Genomic DNA, 14,946 nt, shown 5'->3' with positions numbered 1-14,946 from the left:
GGTTGGTCGATGGCACGCTACTGCGGCCGCGCGCCGTCGACGCGCTGGTCGGGGGCCACGACGTCGCCGTCCACGACCATGGGTTGGCCATCGACGTGGAACGAGCATTTGCGCATGGGAATGTCCAGGTGCGCCTTGGTGCGGCGGCTGCCGCCGGGGCCGGTGGAAAACAGGAAGTTGCCGTAGAACGACCGGGCTTCCATGCCGATGGTGGCCGCCTTGTCGTACAGCCCGAGCGAGGTCCAGCGGGCCTTGGGCTGCAGGCCCCAGCCCAGGTGCGATACGGCGTAGGCGTCGGGATCGTCGAAGCCGCGCAGGTAGGTGTCCAGGAATTCGGCATCCAGCCCGCCCGAGATGCGCACGATGGTTCCGCGCTCGATCTCGAGGGTGATGGGTGACTGCACGTAGTTCTTGAACGGCAGGATGATGTCGCCGGGCGCCAGCACGACCACGCCCTCGGCCGTGCCGTCGTCGGGCAGGCGGGCGACGAAGCCGCTGGGCCAGTGGTCCCAGCGGCCGGGGCTATCCACGTAGCCGTACTCCGCCGTGATCGGATAGGCGCCGATGGACGCCGTCAGCCGCGTGCCCGCCGCGGAGGTGACGGTGATCCGGCGTCCCCGCGCATAGGCGTCGCGCGCGGCCAGCACGCGGCGCCGGTCGTCCGGCGACGGCATCACGCGCGCGAGGACTTCCGGGGGTTCGTAGGCCAGCAGCATGCGGGTGCCGGACTCCAGCACCGCGCGCTGGCCCGGCGTGAACAGCAGGAATACGGTGTCGATGACCAGGTCGGCCGCCTTCATCGCGGCCAGCGCCATGGGGTCGTCGTCGATGGGCGAGGCGCCGCTGACCACGGTGGGATCGGCGCCCACTTCGCAGGTATCCCAGTTGGGCGCGATGTCCAGCTTGACCACCCGCGCCTGCAGCGCGGCGGCCGCCCGGGCGGCGGCATCGACCACGCGCGGGTCGGAGTTCTGCGAGGTCAGGATCAGCACGTTCTCGCCGGGGGCCAGTTTCGAGAGCTCCAGGACTTCCGTCCAGCAGCGGGTCAGTTGCGAAGGACTCAGTGGCATGGGGCCTCCAGGGTGTCGAGCGTGGCCAGCACCTCGGCCAGGGATTGCACCTCGCCGTACTTCTGGCCGATGTCGAAGAGACTGGCGTCGTGCGGGGCCAGCGCGCGGTCGCCGACGCAGTCGGCCACCACCACGGGGCGGAAGTTGAAGCTCATCGCATCCACCACGGTGGCGCGCACGCAGCCGCTAGTGGTGCTGCCGGCCACCAGCACGGTGTCCACGCCGCGCCGGATCAGCCATCCCGCCAGGTCGGTGCCGAAGAAGGCCGACGGCTGAGTCTTGCGGATGACGGCATCCTCGGGCCGGACTGCCAGCTGCGGGACGACGTGGCTTTGCGGGTTCTCCTCGTGCAGCGAGGCCAGGGCCGGTATCTTCATGCAGAAGACGCTGTCGGCGCCCGGGGCGTAGACGATGCGGGTGAATGCCACGGGCAGCTTCGCGCGCCGGGCGGCGGCCAGCAGCGTGACCGTGGCCGCGATGGCGGCCGGGATATTGCCGCCGCCCAGCACGTCGGGATCGTTGAAACCATTGACGAAATCGACCACGACCAGGGCCGGCTTCCGGCCCCAGCCACTGCGGGCGCCCAGGCCCTGTTTGCGATAGACCGCCGCGGCGTTGTTGTTCATCGTTCGCGCCCTAATAGGAGCCGTTGAGCAGCGCGCCGGCCCGCGGGACATGTCGGGGCAGGTCCAGGCGCTGCAGCATGGTGTAGGTCGTGGCCACCGCGGCCGACAGGACCGGCAGGCCGCGGCGAGCCTCGACCTCCGGGATCGCGGCCAGCGACGGCATCTGCACGCAAGCCGACAGTACGATGGCATCGGCGCCCCGGACATCGAGCCTGTCGGCGATTTCCACCAGGGCCAGCGGGTCGCGGTTGCCGACGGCGCGGTTGTCGTCGATCTCCAGCGAGATCGCGTCCAGCACCTCGATGCCTTCGGATTCGATGTAGTCCACCACGAGCTGGGTCAGCGGCTTCATGTAGGGCGTGACGACGGACACCTTGCGGGCACCGATCGCCCGGATGCCGTTGAGCAGCGCGCCGGCGCTGGTCACGACCCGCGTATCGGGATGGCCCGCCGCGGCGATGCGCGTCAGCTTTTCTTCGGAAACCCGATGGTAGCCCTTGCCCATGGACATGATGGCGACCAGGCAGGCATAGCCGATGACGTCGACGGCGGCGTCGCTGAGCTCGGCCGCACAGCGGTCGGCCTGCGCGTCCATGGCGGCCAGTTCCTCCTTGTTGACCTTCATCATTCTCATCCGGCTGGAATGGAAGGTGAAGCGTTCCGGAGCCACGGTCTCGCGCGCGCGGAACATGGCCGGCACCTCGGTCTCCATGGTGGTGTTGGAGCTGGGGACGATCTGTCCGATGCGGTACACCGGCTTGCTCATGTCGATGAAGTTTCCATGGTGGGCTTGGGACGCGGTCATGGCCGCCGTCCGTAGCGGTTGAACGAATCGTGTTCCAGGCGGAAGGCATCGCCCAGCCGGCAGTATTCGCGGCCGGCCAGCCGCCCCACGCCGCGCAATGCGGCCATGTCGATGCGGCCTTCCGGGTCGACCACGTCGGGATCCACGTGGATGGCGACGGCCTCGCCCAGGACCAGGGTGTAGCTGCGGCGCGATGGGCCGGGGCACGACCAGGCCGGCCACCAGCTTGTACAGGTGCGCCGGATCGGTCTGCTCGGGAAGGTAGCGGATCTTGGCGGTCACTCGGGGCGGATGTTGGCTTCGCGGATGACGGTCTTGAAGGTGGCCAGTTCATCGTGGATGAGCTTGGCCGATTCAGCCGGCGACGCGTAGCGCGTGATGATGGACTGGGCCAGCAGCGGTTCCTGCACCGCCTTGTCGGAGAAGACCTGCTTGAAGGCGCGGTCGAGCTTGTCGATGACGGACGCGGGCGTGCCGGCGGGCGCCAGCGCGAACAGCTTGGCGCTGACGTCGTAGCCCTTGAGGCCGGCCTCGGCGGCGGTCGGCACGTCGGGCAGGAGACTGATGCGCTCGGGCGAGGCGACGGCCAGCGCGCGCAGCTTCTGGTTGCGGATGTGGGGCAGCGTGGCCGCCAGGCTTTCGATGCTCATGTTCACCTGGCCGCCCACCAGGTCGAGCAGCGACGGCGCGATGCCCTTGTACGGGACATGCAGCAGGTCCACGCCCGCCGCGCGCTTGAACATTTCCCCGGCCAGATGCTGCACCGAGCCATTGCCGCTGGAGGCGAAGGTCAGCGCGCCCGGCCTGGCCTTGGCCAGCGCGACGAGTTCCTGGACGGAGTTCGCCTTGACGCCGGGATTGACCACGATAACGAACGGAATGCTGCCGAACACCGAGACCGGCGTGAAGCTTTTCTCCAGGTCGAAGGGCGTGGAGCGTTCGTACAGCGAGGCGTAGATCGCATGGCTGGTCAGGGAGCTCCACAGCAAGGTGTAGCCGTCGGGCTCGGCCTTGGCGACGGACTCCGCGCCTATGCTGCCGGTGGCGCCGGGCCGGTTGACCACGACGACCTGCTGGCCGAGCTGCTTGGCCAGCATGGGACCGGCCACGCGCGCGGCCGCATCCACGCCGCCGCCCGGCGGCCACGGCACGACCAGGGTGATGGGGCGTTCCGGCCATTCGGCGTGGGCGCCCAGGCTGGTTGCCAGCGCGATGGTCCCGATGGCGGCCTTCAAGACAGCTTTGACATTCATGCTCGACCCTTCATTGTCGTGACGAAGCCCGCGGCTCCCCTGCCCGCGGGACGGTTATGCATTCCAGGCCGTGGGCGGCCTAGTCTCCCTGGTGGTTCGTAATGCGAAACTAAGTTTCGCAAACTTTTGGGGTATCCTACCCAACAACTTTTGCGCGTGTCAACGAAGTTTGCGAGCAGCTCGGATGAGAGGAACTTCCCAATCGAGGGCGATCAGCCCGGTGCCATTTGCCGAGCCGGATGCCGACGAGGATCCGGGCAGGCAATTCGTGACCGCGCTGGCCCGGGGGCTGAGCATCCTCAAGGCCTTCACCCAGGGCGACACGTCGCTGGGCAACCAGGAGCTGGCCGAGCGCACGGGCCTGACCAAGCCCACGGTGTCGCGCCTGACCTATACCCTGACCCGCCTGGGCTACCTGGCCTGTTCGCCGCAGACCGGCCGCTACGAACTGGGCACGTCGGCGTTGGCGCTCGGGTATTGGGCGATGGCCGGGTCCTACATCCGGCAGGTCGCCAAGCCGTTGATGGAGCGGGTGTCCGAAGAATTGAACCTGTGCTGCGCCCTGGGCTACCGGGACGAGGCCGACGCGGTGTACCTGGAACATACGCGCGGTTCCGGCGCGCTGATCATGAGCGTGCAATCGGGATCGCGCACTCCCCTGGTGACGACCGCCATGGGCCGCGCTTTGATCGCGGTCATGGACCGCGGCGAGCGCGACAAGCTGTTCGCCGCCGAGAAGGTCCGTTACGGCGCGCAGTGGCCCAGGATCCTGAAGGGCATCCAGGAAGGGCTGAAGGATTACCAGGCGCGTGGTTTCACGCTGTCCCTGGGCGACTGGGAAAAGGAAATCAACGCCGTGGGCGTGCCGCTGGAACTGAACGACGGCAACCCGCCCATGGCCCTGATCCTGGGCGGTTCTTCCTATGTGGTCGATCGCCAGCGCCTGGTGGAACACGTCGGCCCCCGGCTGGCCGAACTGGCCGCGCAGATTCGCCAGGGCCTGAAGTTCCGCGGCTGATTCCCCCCTTGTCGCCACGCGTCGCCGTCGTTCGTCCGCGACGCCCGGACGCGCTCGCGCCCGCGTTTTTCCGCCCCCGTTTTTGCTCATAGATCCATGATTATTTGCAATGCGACACGCGTGGAGCCGCGGCATAAGATGCGCCCGTCGATGACCGAACGAGGAACCGGGCAATGCCGACCGACCACCATGCAATCGCCGCGCCGACGCTCGCGCAGCCGGGCCGCCGGCGCGCGCTGAAGGGACTGGCGGGCTACGCCTCGCTGTGCGCCGGATGCCTGGCGTTGTCGGGCCGCGCCGGTGCGCAGGGCGCCGCCCCTCATCGCATCGATACGCACCATCACATCTTTCCGCCCGCCTACCTGGCGGCCGCGCGCGACGGCGTGGTCGATTCGTCGCCCGGCGCGCCCGCCGACATGTTCGACAAGTGGTCGCCGCGCAAGTCGCTGGACGACATGGACAGGCAGGGCGTGGTCACGGCCATCGTGTCGATTTCCACGCCGGGCGTGTTCTTCGGCGACGTGGCGCAGGGCCGGCGCCTGGCGCGCGAGTGCAACGAATACGGCGCGAAGATGATCGCCGATCATCCCGGCCGGTTCGGCATGTTCGCGGCCGTGCCGCTGCCCGACGTGGAGGGCAGCCTGCGCGAGATCGCCCATGCGCTGGACGAGCTCAAGCTCAACGGCGTGGGCCTGCTGACCAGCTACGGCGACCGCTGGGCCGGCGATCCGGCGTTCTTCCCGGTGTTCGAGGAATTGAACCGGCGCAAGGCCACGGTCTACTTCCACCCCACGGCCGCCAACTGCTGCGGCAACCTGGTGCCCGAGACCAAGGTGTCGCTGGAGTACCCGACCGACACGACACGCTGTGCCGCCAGCCTCTACATCAACGGTGTGCTGTCGCGCTGCCCGGACATCCGCTTCATCCTGTCGCACGGCGGCGGGTCGCTGCCCAGCTTCGCCAGCCGCATCGACGCGCTGTTCGCGGGCTCGCCCACCGCGCCGCGCTGGCCGACCCGCGCCATGGACGAATTCCGGCGCCTGCACTACGACACGGCCGCCATCCTGAATCCGCCCGCGATGGCGGCGCTGCGCCAGCTGGTGCCGGCCACGCAGATCCTGATGGGCAGCGACTTCCCCTACCGGTCGGCGGGACGCGCGGTCAAGGAGATCCGCGACCTCGGCGCACGTGCCCTACAAGGGCGGCAGTCCGGCGGTGACCGATCTCCTGGGCGGGCAGATCGAGATGATGCCCTCGGCCGTGGCGGCGGTCGCGCCGCGGATCAAGGACGGATCCCTGCGCGCGCTGGCGGTGACCAGCGCCGAGCGCTCGCCCATGCTGCCCGAAGTGCCGACCATGGCCGAGGCCGGCGTGCCCGATTTCGTCGCCGGCGGCTGGTTCGGCGTGCTGGCCCGCGCCGGCACACCGCCGGAGGCGGTGGCCAGGCTGGAGCGCGAGCTGGAAGCGGTGACCCGGATGCCCGAGTTCAAGGAGCGCATGGCCGGGATAGGCGGCGAAGGCAAGGCCCTGACCGGGCGCGCGTTCGGCGATTTCATCGCCGCCGAGACCGCGCGCTGGCGCGACATCATCAAGGCGGCGGGGGTCAAGCCCGACTGACGGTGGAAAAAGCCACCACGCTTGCCGCATCGCGGCGGCGCTGCACCCCAGGGGGGCAACAAAAAAAGTCCGGCTCAGGGCTTGGGCATCACCGTCCCGCAGGACTTGCAGGTGCGGAATTCCTCGCTGTCGAAGAAGCGCTGGTAGGCCTTGGACACGGGGTCGGCCTTGTAGTCCGCGACGTGGCAGGATTCCTCGTGCAGCAGCGTGTCGCAACTGGGGCAGAACCACTGGAAGCGGTCGATCTCCTCCGGCTTGCGCTTGCGTTCCTGCACCAGCAGGTAGGCGTCGGGCGGGAAGCGCGGCGAGTGCGGGATGCCCGCCGGCGTGTAGATGACCGATCCCTGCGGCAGCACGGCGATCTCTTCCTTGCCGTCGGGCGTGCGGTAGTGCAGGTTCATCTGCCCCTTGACCATGTACATCATCTCGTCGCTGGGGTTGATGTGGAACTCGCTGCGGTACTCGCGTCCGCGGGCCAGGAACACGAGGGACTCGGGTTCCTGCCAGAGCACGGCCACCCGCTTGCCGCTGGCGGCCAGCTCGTCGCCCTGCTTCATCAGGTCGACGATGGGCATCTTGAACATAGGACCTCCTCAGCCGAAGTAGGCGACGCAGTCGATCTCGACGCGTACGCCCGGGCGGTGCGGCGTGCCGCCTATGCAGGTGCGGGTGACCTTCTCGCCGCCCATGAACGCGCGGAATTCCTCGTTGAACGCGGGGAAATCCGCCACGTCGCGCAGGCATACCCGCATGTTGACGATGTTGGCCGCGGTGGCGCCGCCCGCCTCCAGCACCGCCATCAGGTTCTGCAAGGTGCGCCGCGTCTGCTCGCGGATGTCGTCGGACACGACGTCCTTGGTAACCGGGTCCAGCGGGCCCTGGCCCGAGACGTAGAGGAAGTCGCCCGCCCGGATGCCCTGGGCCAGCGGCGAGGGGGTGCTCTTGTCGGTGAACCCGGTGACGGGGGCCTGCGCGGACTGCACGATTATCTTAGGCATGTTCGGACTCCTGGAAAAGATGAGTGGACTCCAGCATTTGCGCGAAGTCGAGCAGATTGTCGTCGCGATACTTGCGGCCGACGATCTGCAAGCCGACGGGCAGGCCGCCGGCGTCGGTGGTCAGCGGCATGGACAGGGCCGGCTGCTGGCTCAGGTTGAACGGGAAGGTATAGGGGTTCGCCAGTTGCCAGTTGAAGGTCTGGCGGATGTGGTCGCGCAGCGGATGATCGTCGGCGCACAGCGCGCCCACCCGCGGCGCGCCGGCCGGGCTGGCGGGGGTCAGCAGCAGGTCGACGTCGGCGAAGGCCAGCGTGAGCTGGGTCGCCACATCGCGCAACTGCGTCCGCGCCCGGGCCAGGCGTTCGGCGCCGTGCGCGGCGCCGCGTTCGCACAGCTGTTGCAGGCGCGGGTCGAGCTGGGCGCGCTGGCCAGGGGCGGCATCGACGAAGGACTCGTAGAGACGGTTCTCCCACAGGGCCCAGGCGTTCTCGGCCAGCGACATCCAGTCCATGCGCAGGCGCACGACGGAATGGCCCCTGCGGCCCAGCCGCTGCGCCAGTTCCTCGACGGCTGATTCGACCCGGGGATCCAGCCCCGTATCGGGGCCGGCGTCGGTCAGGTAGCCGATGGCGGGCCGGCGCGGCGGCAGCTCTTGCGCGCGCGCATACAGCGAATGGGGGTCCAGCGGGTGCGGCCGGCCCATGACCTGCAGCGCCAGCCGGCAATCGGCCACCGTGCGGGCGATGGGGCCCAGGTGCGCGTACTCGGCGAAGGCGCTCAGGCGCGGCCCCGACGGAATGGCGCCGAAGGTGGGCTTGAGCCCGACCAGTCCGCAGTACGAGGCGGGGATGCGGATCGAGCCCCCGGCGTCGCTGCCCAGCGCCAGCGGCCCCCAGCCCTTGGCCACGTGCGCCGCCGCGCCCATGCTCGAGCCGCCGGCGCTGCGGTCCGGCGCCAGCGGGTTGCGCGTGATGCCCGTATAGGGCGACTCGGAGTCGGCCAGCCAGCCGAACTCGGTGGTGGTGGTCTTGCCGAACAGCACCGCTCCGCCCTGGCGCAGCAGCGCCACGCTGGGCGCGTCCGCGGCGGCGGGCGGCGCGCCGGCCGTGATGGCCGAGCCGCGCCGCGTGGGCCAGCCGGCCACGTCGACCAGGTCCTTGATCGACACGGGCACGCCGTCCAGCGGGCCGATGGGCGTGCCGCTACGCCAGCGCCGGGCGGAGGCCTCGGCGGCTTGCAGCGCGGCGTCGCGGTCCAGTAGGCAGAAGGCGTTCAGCTCCCGCGCATCGTCGGCCACCGCGTCCATCAGCGCCGTGGCCAGGTCGAGCGGCGACAGCGCGCGGGCGCGATAGGCCTCGTGCAGTTCGGCCGCCGTCTTCGACAGCCAGGCGGAGTCCGCTGCGGACATGGGCGAGCCTCCTATCGGGGTTCGATGGTCTCGAATTCGACGTTGGCCAGCCGGCCGTCGACCCTTTGCACCTTGCGCATGTAGACGCGCTGCTTGATGTCGCGCGTGGCCGCGTCGATCTCGATCGGGCCGCGCGGGCTTTCCAGCTTCACGCCCTTCATCGCGGCGATCAGCGCGTCGCCGTCGGTCTTGCCCTGGGTCTTGCGCAGGGCCTCGTAGATCAGCGCCATGCCGTCGTAGCCGGCCACCGCCATGATGTTGGGGCGGGCCTGCTGCCCGCGCGCGGCCTTGAAGGCCTGCACGAACTTCTTGTTCAGCGGCGAGTCGTGGTCCATGGAGTACGGATAGCCGGTGACCACGCCCAGCGGCGTGTCGCCCATTGAATCGATGGTGGGTTCGTCGGTGATGTCGCCCGTGCCGACCATGGCGATGCCGCCCTCGGCCAGGTTGCGGGCGCGGTACTCGCGCATGAAGGATTGCGCCACGTCGGCCCCGTTCACGAAGGCGAAGACCGCGGAGGGCTTCAGGTCCTTGATCTTCTGCATGTAGGCCGAGAAGTCCATGGTGCTGAGCGGCGTGCGCACCGAACCCACCACCGTGCCGCCGGCCTTCTTGTACGAATCCATGAAGGCCGCCTCGACCTCGTGGCCGGGCGAGTAGTCGGCCACCATCGAGTACGTCGTCTTGTAGCCCTGCTTGATCATCCATTGCGAGATGGGCGGCACGATGGCGGGCAGCGAGAACGAGGTACGCACGATGTAGGGCGAGGTGGACGGCAGGCTGCCCGAGGCGGCGTTCATGATGACCATGGGTTTCTTGGCCTCGGTGGCCAGCGGCGCCACCGCCAGCGCGTTGGGCGAGAACGCGAAGCCGGCGATGAAGTCCACCTTGTCGCGCACCACCAGTTCCTGCGCGTGGCGCTTGGCCAGCTCGGGGTTGGGGCCGCCCACGTCCTTGACGATGACCACGACCTTCTTGCCGGCCACGGTGTCGCCATGCTCTTTCAGGTAGAGCTGCACGCCCGTTTCCATCTGCTTTCCGAACTCGGCGAACGGACCCGACATTTCGCCGATGAAGCCCACCTTCACGACGCCCTGCGCCTGCGCGCAGGCGGCCGCCATCAACGCGCCCGCGGCCAGCCCGCAGCGCAATCCCGCTTGTCTACCTTTCATGATCAGACGACTCCTTGCCGTGAGAGCCGGCACCGACTGCGCCGGAGATTCGAATCAGGAAACCGCGGCGCGCTTGCCGACACCCAGCAGTTGGTCCAGCAGTTGCGTGTCGGCGGCCAGCTCGGCGCTGCCGCCGGCATAGGCCACCACCCCGCGCTCGAGCACGATGGCGTGTTGCGACATGGACAGCGCAAGGACCGGATGCTGCTCGACGATGATGGCGGTCAGGCCTTCGTCGGCGCACATGCGGCGCACCGCCTCGGACAGCTCCTCGACGATGATGGGAGCCAGGCCCTCCATGGGCTCGTCCAGCAGCAGCAACTGCGGGTTGGTCATCAGCGCGCGGCCGATGGCCAGCATCTGCTGTTCGCCGCCCGAGAGCTGCCCGCCGTAGTTGCCGGCGCGCTCGCGCAGGCGCGGAAAGAGCCCGTACACGCGCTCGAGCGTCCAGTGCGTGCCGCGCGCGATGACTTCCAGGTTCTCGCGCACAGTCAGCGACGGGAACACCTCGCGCTCCTGCGGCACCCAGCCTATGCCCCGGCGCGCGCGGTCGGCCGGGCGCAGGCGGGTGATGTCCTCGCCCAGCCACCGTATGCGGCCGCGCTTGACCGTGGTGTTGCCCATCAGCGTCTCGAGCAGCGTGGTCTTGCCCACGCCGTTGCGCCCGAGGATGGCCAGGCTCTGGCCGCGTTCGATCGCGACCGACAGGTCGCTGAGCACGACCGCGTCGTTGTAGCCGGCCGTGAGGTTTTCGATTTGCAGGAAATCAGACACGCGAATTCCCCAGGTAGGCCGCCCGCACCTGCGGGTCGGCGGCGATTTCCGCGGGCGTGCCTTCCACCAGGACGGCGCCCGCCACCAGCACCGAGATGCGCTGGGCGAAGCGGAATACCAGGTCCATGTCGTGCTCGATGAAGAGCACCGTCATTTCCCTGGGCAGCCCGGCGATCACCTCGAACAACTCGCCGCTTTCGTCCTCGGGCACGCCGGCGGCCGGCTCGTCCAGCAGCAGGATGCGAGGCTGGGCGGCCAGCGCCAGCACGATCTCCAGCAGGCGCTGCTTGCCGTAGGGCAGCTCGGCGGTGTCGACGTGGGCGTACTGGGCCAGGTTGAACTGCTTGAGCAGCGCGTGCGCTTCGTCGGCCACCCACGAGCAGCTGCGCAGCGTGCGCCACCAGACCTTGCCCAGCGCCTCGCGCTCGGAGATGGCCAGCGAGGCCGCCTGCAGCGGCGTCAGGCGCGGGAACAGCGTGTTGATCTGGAAGGTGCGCACCAGCCCGCGGTGCACACGCTTGTCCGCCGGCAGGTGGGTGATGTCGTCATCGTCCAGGCTGATGCGCCCTTCGGTCGGACGCAGGATGCCGGTCAACAGGTTGATCAGCGTGGTCTTGCCGGCGCCGTTCGGTCCGATCAGCGCCTGGCGCGAGCCGGGCGCGATGTCCAGCGTCACGCCGTTGACGGCGGTGAAGCCGCCGAAGCGCTTGGTCAGGTTCCGGGTGCGCAGCGCGGGCGTCGCGAGGGTCGCGGTCGTCATGGGCGTTGCTCCCTTACCTTGAAGGCCTTGGACAGCACGCCCAGCACGCCGCCACGGCCGATCATGACCACCAGGATCAGGAAGATGCCCAGCCAGAACATCCAGAACTTCGGATCGAAGTCGGAGAAGAAATCATGCACGGTCATGTACAGCAGGGCGCCGATCAGGCCGCCGTACAGACGCCCGGTGCCGCCCAGGATGAGGATGATGAGGATTTCGGCCGAGCGGTTGAAGCTGAGCATCTCCAGCCCGACGAACTGCGTGGTCTGCGCCAACAGCGCGCCGGCCACGCCGGCGATGGCGGCCGAGAAGCAATAGGCCAGGCGCAGGCGCGAATCCACCGGCGAGCCGATGGCCAGCATGCGCCGCCGGTTGTCGTGGATGCCCCGCAGCACCAGCCCGAAGGGCGATTTGAGCATCAGGCGCACCGCCAGGAACATCAGCAGCACGATGCAGAAGGTGTAGATGAAGGCCGTCTTGCCCCAGAGGTCGAAGCGGAACTGGCCCAGCACCGGCCACATGTCCACGCCCTGCAGGCCGTCGGCGCCGCCGGTGATGGGGGTCAGGCGGTTGGCCAGCTCGAAGAACAGCACGCACACGCCTATGGTGATCATCAGCCGCGTCAGGTCGCTGCCGCGCACGATCAGGTAGCTGAGCAGATAGCCCAGCACCGCGCACACCGCCAGCGCCAGCAGCAGCCCGGAGAACGGTTCGCCCCAGCCGTACTTGGCCAGCAGGCCCGCCAGGTACGCGCCGATGCCGAAGAACGCCGCATGGCCCACCGTCAGGATGCCGGCGTAGCCCAGGGCGATGTCCAGCGCGATCGCGAACAGGCCGGTGATCATGATCTGCGTGATCAGGACCAGCTTCTCGGGCAAGAGAAAGTAGGTCGAGGCCAGCGCCAGCCAGAACACCACTTCCAGCGCCACGATCTGGCGCGGATTCAGATTGAGTTTGGTCATACGAGCCCCTTCTTGGGGATCAGGCCGTGGGGGCGTACGAGTAATACGACCACCATGAACACGTAGATCAGGAAGGCGCCGAGTTCGGGCATGTAGTATTTGCCGCCCACGTCGACGATGCCCACCAGCACGGCTGCGACGAAGGGACCGACGATGGTGCCAGCCCCGCCCACGCAGACCACGATCAGGAAATAGATCATGTATTTCAGCGGGAAGGACGGATCCAGCCCCAGCATGCCCAGGCCCAGCGCGCCGCCCAGCCCCGCCAGGCCGCAGCCGAACGAGAAGGTCAGGAAGAACAGTCGGTCCACCCGCACGCCCAGGCCCGCGGCCACGCGCTGGTTGTCCACCGCCGCGCGCACCATGGCGCCGTAGCGCGTCTTGTTGATGAGCAGCAGCAGCGCCGCCAGCACGGCAAAACCCACGACGATCAGGAACAGCCGGTAGGCGCCCACGTCCATGCCCAGCAGCGAGATCTGGCCGCGCAGCCATTCGGGCGCGGTGAAGGGCTGCATGGTGGGACCGAACAGGTAGGTGCCGCCCGCCACGAACACGAACACGATGCCGATGGACAGCAGCACGTGGTCCAGCGGATGCGCGCGGTACAGCCGGCGGAAGAAGACGAACTCCAGCAGCGCGCCCACCACGGCCGCGCTGATGAAGGCCAGTGCCAGGCTGGCGACGAACGGTACCTGCAGGCGGCTCATGGCCAGCGCGGCCACGTAGCCGCCCACCATGGCGAAGGCTCCATGGGCGAGGTTGACGAAGTTCATCAACCCCATGGTGATCGACAGGCCGACTCCGATCAGGAACAGCAACATGCCGTAGGCCAGGCCGTCGAAGATTACGATGCCCATGTGTGCTTCCAGGTGACGTGCGGGGGGAAGATGGCGGCCCGGACGAAGGCGGGCCGCGGAATGCGGTTAGGACAGTCCATGATCTCCTGCAGATCGCTCCGCCGCAGGGACCATGGCAGACCGGCAAGACGGCTTCATGCAGGGTCCTTCTGGGCGGTGTTGCCATTGTCCGCGCCCGGCCGCGGCCGATCCAGCCGCGTATGCTTTTTCACCGGTCTAAAAAACTTATGCCGGCCCGCCGAAGCGGGCGGACCGGGCGCGTGCTGCGTTTACTTGGCCTTGCCGGGGTCCTTGACCGCGTCGAGATGCGAGAACTCGACGTTGTACAAGTGGTTGCCGCGGCGTTCGACCTTGCGGATGTAGATGTTCTGCACGATGTCGCGCGTTTCCGGATCGATCATGACGGGCCCGCGCGGGCTTTCCCACTTGGCCCCCTTCATGGCCTCGACCGCCTTCGTGCCGTCGATCTTGCCGTTCAGCTTCTTGATGGTCTCGTAGATCAGCGCCATGCCGTCATAGCCGCCCACCGCCATGAAGTTGGGGCGGATCGAGGTGCCGAACTGCGATTCGTAGCCCTTGATGAAGGCCTTGTTCTTGGCCGAGTCGTGGGCGGCGGAATAGTGGAACGAGGTGGTCAGGCCCAGCGCCACGTCGCCCATGCTGTCCAGGAACATGTCGTCGGTGCCGTCGCCGGTGCCCAGCGCCTTGATCCCGGCCTGCTCCAGGCCGCGCTCGCGGTAGGCGCGCAGCATCAGTACCGACAGCTCGCCCGAGGGGAACCACAGGAAGGCGGCATCGGGCTTGGCATCCTTGATGCGCTGCATGTAGGGGCCGAACTCCGGGTTCTTCAGCGGCACCGCCACCTCGGCCACGATCTTGCCGCCGCCGCCCGTGAAGGTCTTGCGGAACTGGGCGTTGGCGTCCTGGCCCGGACCGTAGTCGGCGTACAGCGAGTACACCGTCTTGATGTTGTTCTTCAGCGCCCAGTCGGCGATGGCGTAGGCGTTCTGCGGCAGCGTCATCGAGGTGCGCACCACGTAGGGCGAGCGCTCGGTGATGGACGAGGTGGCCGCGTTCATGACCACCATCGGAATCTTGGCCTCGGTGGCCAGCGGCGCCACCGCCAGCGCGTTGGGCGTGAAGCCGAAGCCGGCCAGGAATTCCACCTTGTCGCGCGTGATCAGTTCCTGCGCCACGCGCTTGGCCACTTCGGGGTTCGGTCCGCCCACGTCCTTGATGATGAGCTGGATCTTGCGGCCGGCCACCACGTCGCCGTGTTCCTGCAGGAACAGCTTGGCGCCGTTGCTCATCTGCAGCCCGTACTCGGCCTGCTGGCCCGACATCTCGCCCACGAAACCGATCTTCAACGGGGTCTGCGCCGCGGCCGTGCCGCTCAGCGCCATGCCCAGTACACAACCCCACAAACGTATTTTCATTGTCGTGTTCCTCCGGATAAGGAATGAGGTCTTGCGCGCCAGGGCACGGTGCCCTGGCGCGGATATCCGTACTGCGTTGCGGCCGCACGCCGCGATCTGCTGCGCTTGATACCAATTGTGACGATATCAGCGCCCCGCGTTCGACGTAACCATATTCGAAAATCGAAATTGCGCCAATAATCGATTCCCA

15 protein-coding genes and 2 pseudogenes are annotated in these 14,946 nt (G+C 68.1%); 3 read left to right on the top strand and 14 right to left on the bottom strand.

The annotated features are described in order from the left end of the window. Positions 1 to 17: 17 nt before the first annotated feature. The 5 genes from CDO46_RS13135 to CDO46_RS13120 all read right to left on the bottom strand — a co-directional run bounded on the left by CDO46_RS13135 (position 18) and on the right by CDO46_RS13120 (position 3,754). On the bottom strand, positions 18 to 1,070 hold the full coding sequence (locus tag CDO46_RS13135; RefSeq protein WP_087838913.1) for a 2,5-dihydroxypyridine 5,6-dioxygenase: 1,053 nt from the start codon (positions 1,068 to 1,070) through the stop codon (positions 18 to 20). Then, positions 1,061 to 1,696, bottom strand: coding sequence for an isochorismatase family protein (locus tag CDO46_RS13130; RefSeq protein ID WP_087838912.1), 636 nt, complete (start codon positions 1,694 to 1,696; stop codon positions 1,061 to 1,063). Before CDO46_RS13130 ends, CDO46_RS13135 begins: the two co-directional genes overlap by 10 nt. Positions 1,697 to 1,706: 10 nt before the next feature. Then, positions 1,707 to 2,462 (bottom strand): Asp/Glu racemase, encoded by a 756-nt coding sequence (locus CDO46_RS13125; protein WP_087839104.1) that lies wholly within the window; start codon positions 2,460 to 2,462, stop codon positions 1,707 to 1,709. Between the two features lie 35 nt (positions 2,463 to 2,497). Beyond that, positions 2,498 to 2,647, bottom strand: a complete 150-nt coding sequence (locus CDO46_RS28370) for a hypothetical protein (RefSeq protein ID WP_165963137.1) — start codon at positions 2,645 to 2,647, stop codon at positions 2,498 to 2,500. Between the two features lie 132 nt (positions 2,648 to 2,779). Next, positions 2,780 to 3,754 carry a tripartite tricarboxylate transporter substrate binding protein gene (locus tag CDO46_RS13120; protein WP_087838911.1) on the bottom strand — a complete coding sequence of 325 codons (975 nt, stop codon included), beginning with the start codon at positions 3,752 to 3,754 and terminating at the stop codon, positions 2,780 to 2,782. 184 nt (positions 3,755 to 3,938) lie between these two features. Here CDO46_RS13120 and CDO46_RS13115 point away from each other — a divergent pair, with 184 nt between their 5' ends. The 3 genes and pseudogenes from CDO46_RS13115 to CDO46_RS13105 all read left to right on the top strand — a co-directional run. Beyond that, positions 3,939 to 4,772: an IclR family transcriptional regulator gene (locus tag CDO46_RS13115; protein ID WP_087838910.1), complete on the top strand. Its 834-nt coding sequence runs from the start codon at positions 3,939 to 3,941 to the stop codon at positions 4,770 to 4,772. Positions 4,773 to 4,945: 173 nt separating this feature from the next. Beyond that, positions 4,946 to 5,911, top strand: a pseudogene (locus tag CDO46_RS28820) (amidohydrolase family protein); the annotation flags it as partial. A 43-nt stretch (positions 5,912 to 5,954) separates the two neighbouring features. After that, positions 5,955 to 6,389, top strand: a pseudogene (locus tag CDO46_RS13105) (Bug family tripartite tricarboxylate transporter substrate binding protein); the annotation flags it as partial. 74 nt (positions 6,390 to 6,463) lie between these two features. Here the strand turns inward: CDO46_RS13105 and CDO46_RS13100 are convergent. The 9 genes from CDO46_RS13100 to CDO46_RS13060 form a co-directional block, all read right to left on the bottom strand. Next, complete coding sequence (locus tag CDO46_RS13100; protein WP_087838908.1) at positions 6,464 to 6,973, bottom strand: cupin domain-containing protein; 510 nt, start codon at positions 6,971 to 6,973, stop codon at positions 6,464 to 6,466. 9 nt (positions 6,974 to 6,982) lie between these two features. Then, complete coding sequence (locus tag CDO46_RS13095; protein ID WP_087838907.1) at positions 6,983 to 7,387, bottom strand: RidA family protein; 405 nt, start codon at positions 7,385 to 7,387, stop codon at positions 6,983 to 6,985. Then, a complete protein-coding gene (locus tag CDO46_RS13090) occupies positions 7,380 to 8,795 on the bottom strand; it encodes an amidase (RefSeq protein WP_087838906.1) in 1,416 nt (471 codons plus the stop codon). The genes CDO46_RS13095 and CDO46_RS13090 overlap by 8 nt, the downstream gene beginning before the upstream one ends. A gap of 11 nt (positions 8,796 to 8,806) precedes the next feature. Further along, a complete protein-coding gene (locus CDO46_RS13085; RefSeq protein ID WP_087838905.1) occupies positions 8,807 to 9,967 on the bottom strand; it encodes an ABC transporter substrate-binding protein in 1,161 nt (386 codons plus the stop codon). 54 nt (positions 9,968 to 10,021) lie between these two features. Further along, positions 10,022 to 10,741, bottom strand: coding sequence for an ABC transporter ATP-binding protein (locus CDO46_RS13080; RefSeq protein WP_087838904.1), 720 nt, complete (start codon positions 10,739 to 10,741; stop codon positions 10,022 to 10,024). Further along, a complete protein-coding gene (locus CDO46_RS13075; RefSeq protein WP_087838903.1) occupies positions 10,734 to 11,501 on the bottom strand; it encodes an ABC transporter ATP-binding protein in 768 nt (255 codons plus the stop codon). The genes CDO46_RS13080 and CDO46_RS13075 overlap by 8 nt, the downstream gene beginning before the upstream one ends. Next, the gene (locus CDO46_RS13070; RefSeq protein WP_087838902.1) at positions 11,498 to 12,463 is read right to left on the bottom strand and encodes a branched-chain amino acid ABC transporter permease; all 966 of its coding nucleotides are present in this window, start codon (positions 12,461 to 12,463) and stop codon (positions 11,498 to 11,500) included. The genes CDO46_RS13075 and CDO46_RS13070 overlap by 4 nt, the downstream gene beginning before the upstream one ends. Then, positions 12,460 to 13,320, bottom strand: coding sequence for a branched-chain amino acid ABC transporter permease (locus CDO46_RS13065; protein WP_087838901.1), 861 nt, complete (start codon positions 13,318 to 13,320; stop codon positions 12,460 to 12,462). The genes CDO46_RS13070 and CDO46_RS13065 overlap by 4 nt, the downstream gene beginning before the upstream one ends. 269 nt (positions 13,321 to 13,589) lie before the next feature. Next, positions 13,590 to 14,756: an ABC transporter substrate-binding protein gene (locus CDO46_RS13060; RefSeq protein ID WP_087838900.1), complete on the bottom strand. Its 1,167-nt coding sequence runs from the start codon at positions 14,754 to 14,756 to the stop codon at positions 13,590 to 13,592. Positions 14,757 to 14,946: the final 190 nt, after the last annotated feature.

Source organism: Pigmentiphaga sp. NML030171 (assembly GCF_002188635.1).
Classification (GTDB): domain Bacteria; phylum Pseudomonadota; class Gammaproteobacteria; order Burkholderiales; family Burkholderiaceae_B; genus Pigmentiphaga; species Pigmentiphaga daeguensis.
The sequence above is the reverse complement of the archived record's forward strand: the minus strand, read 5'-3'. Positions and strand labels throughout refer to the sequence as shown.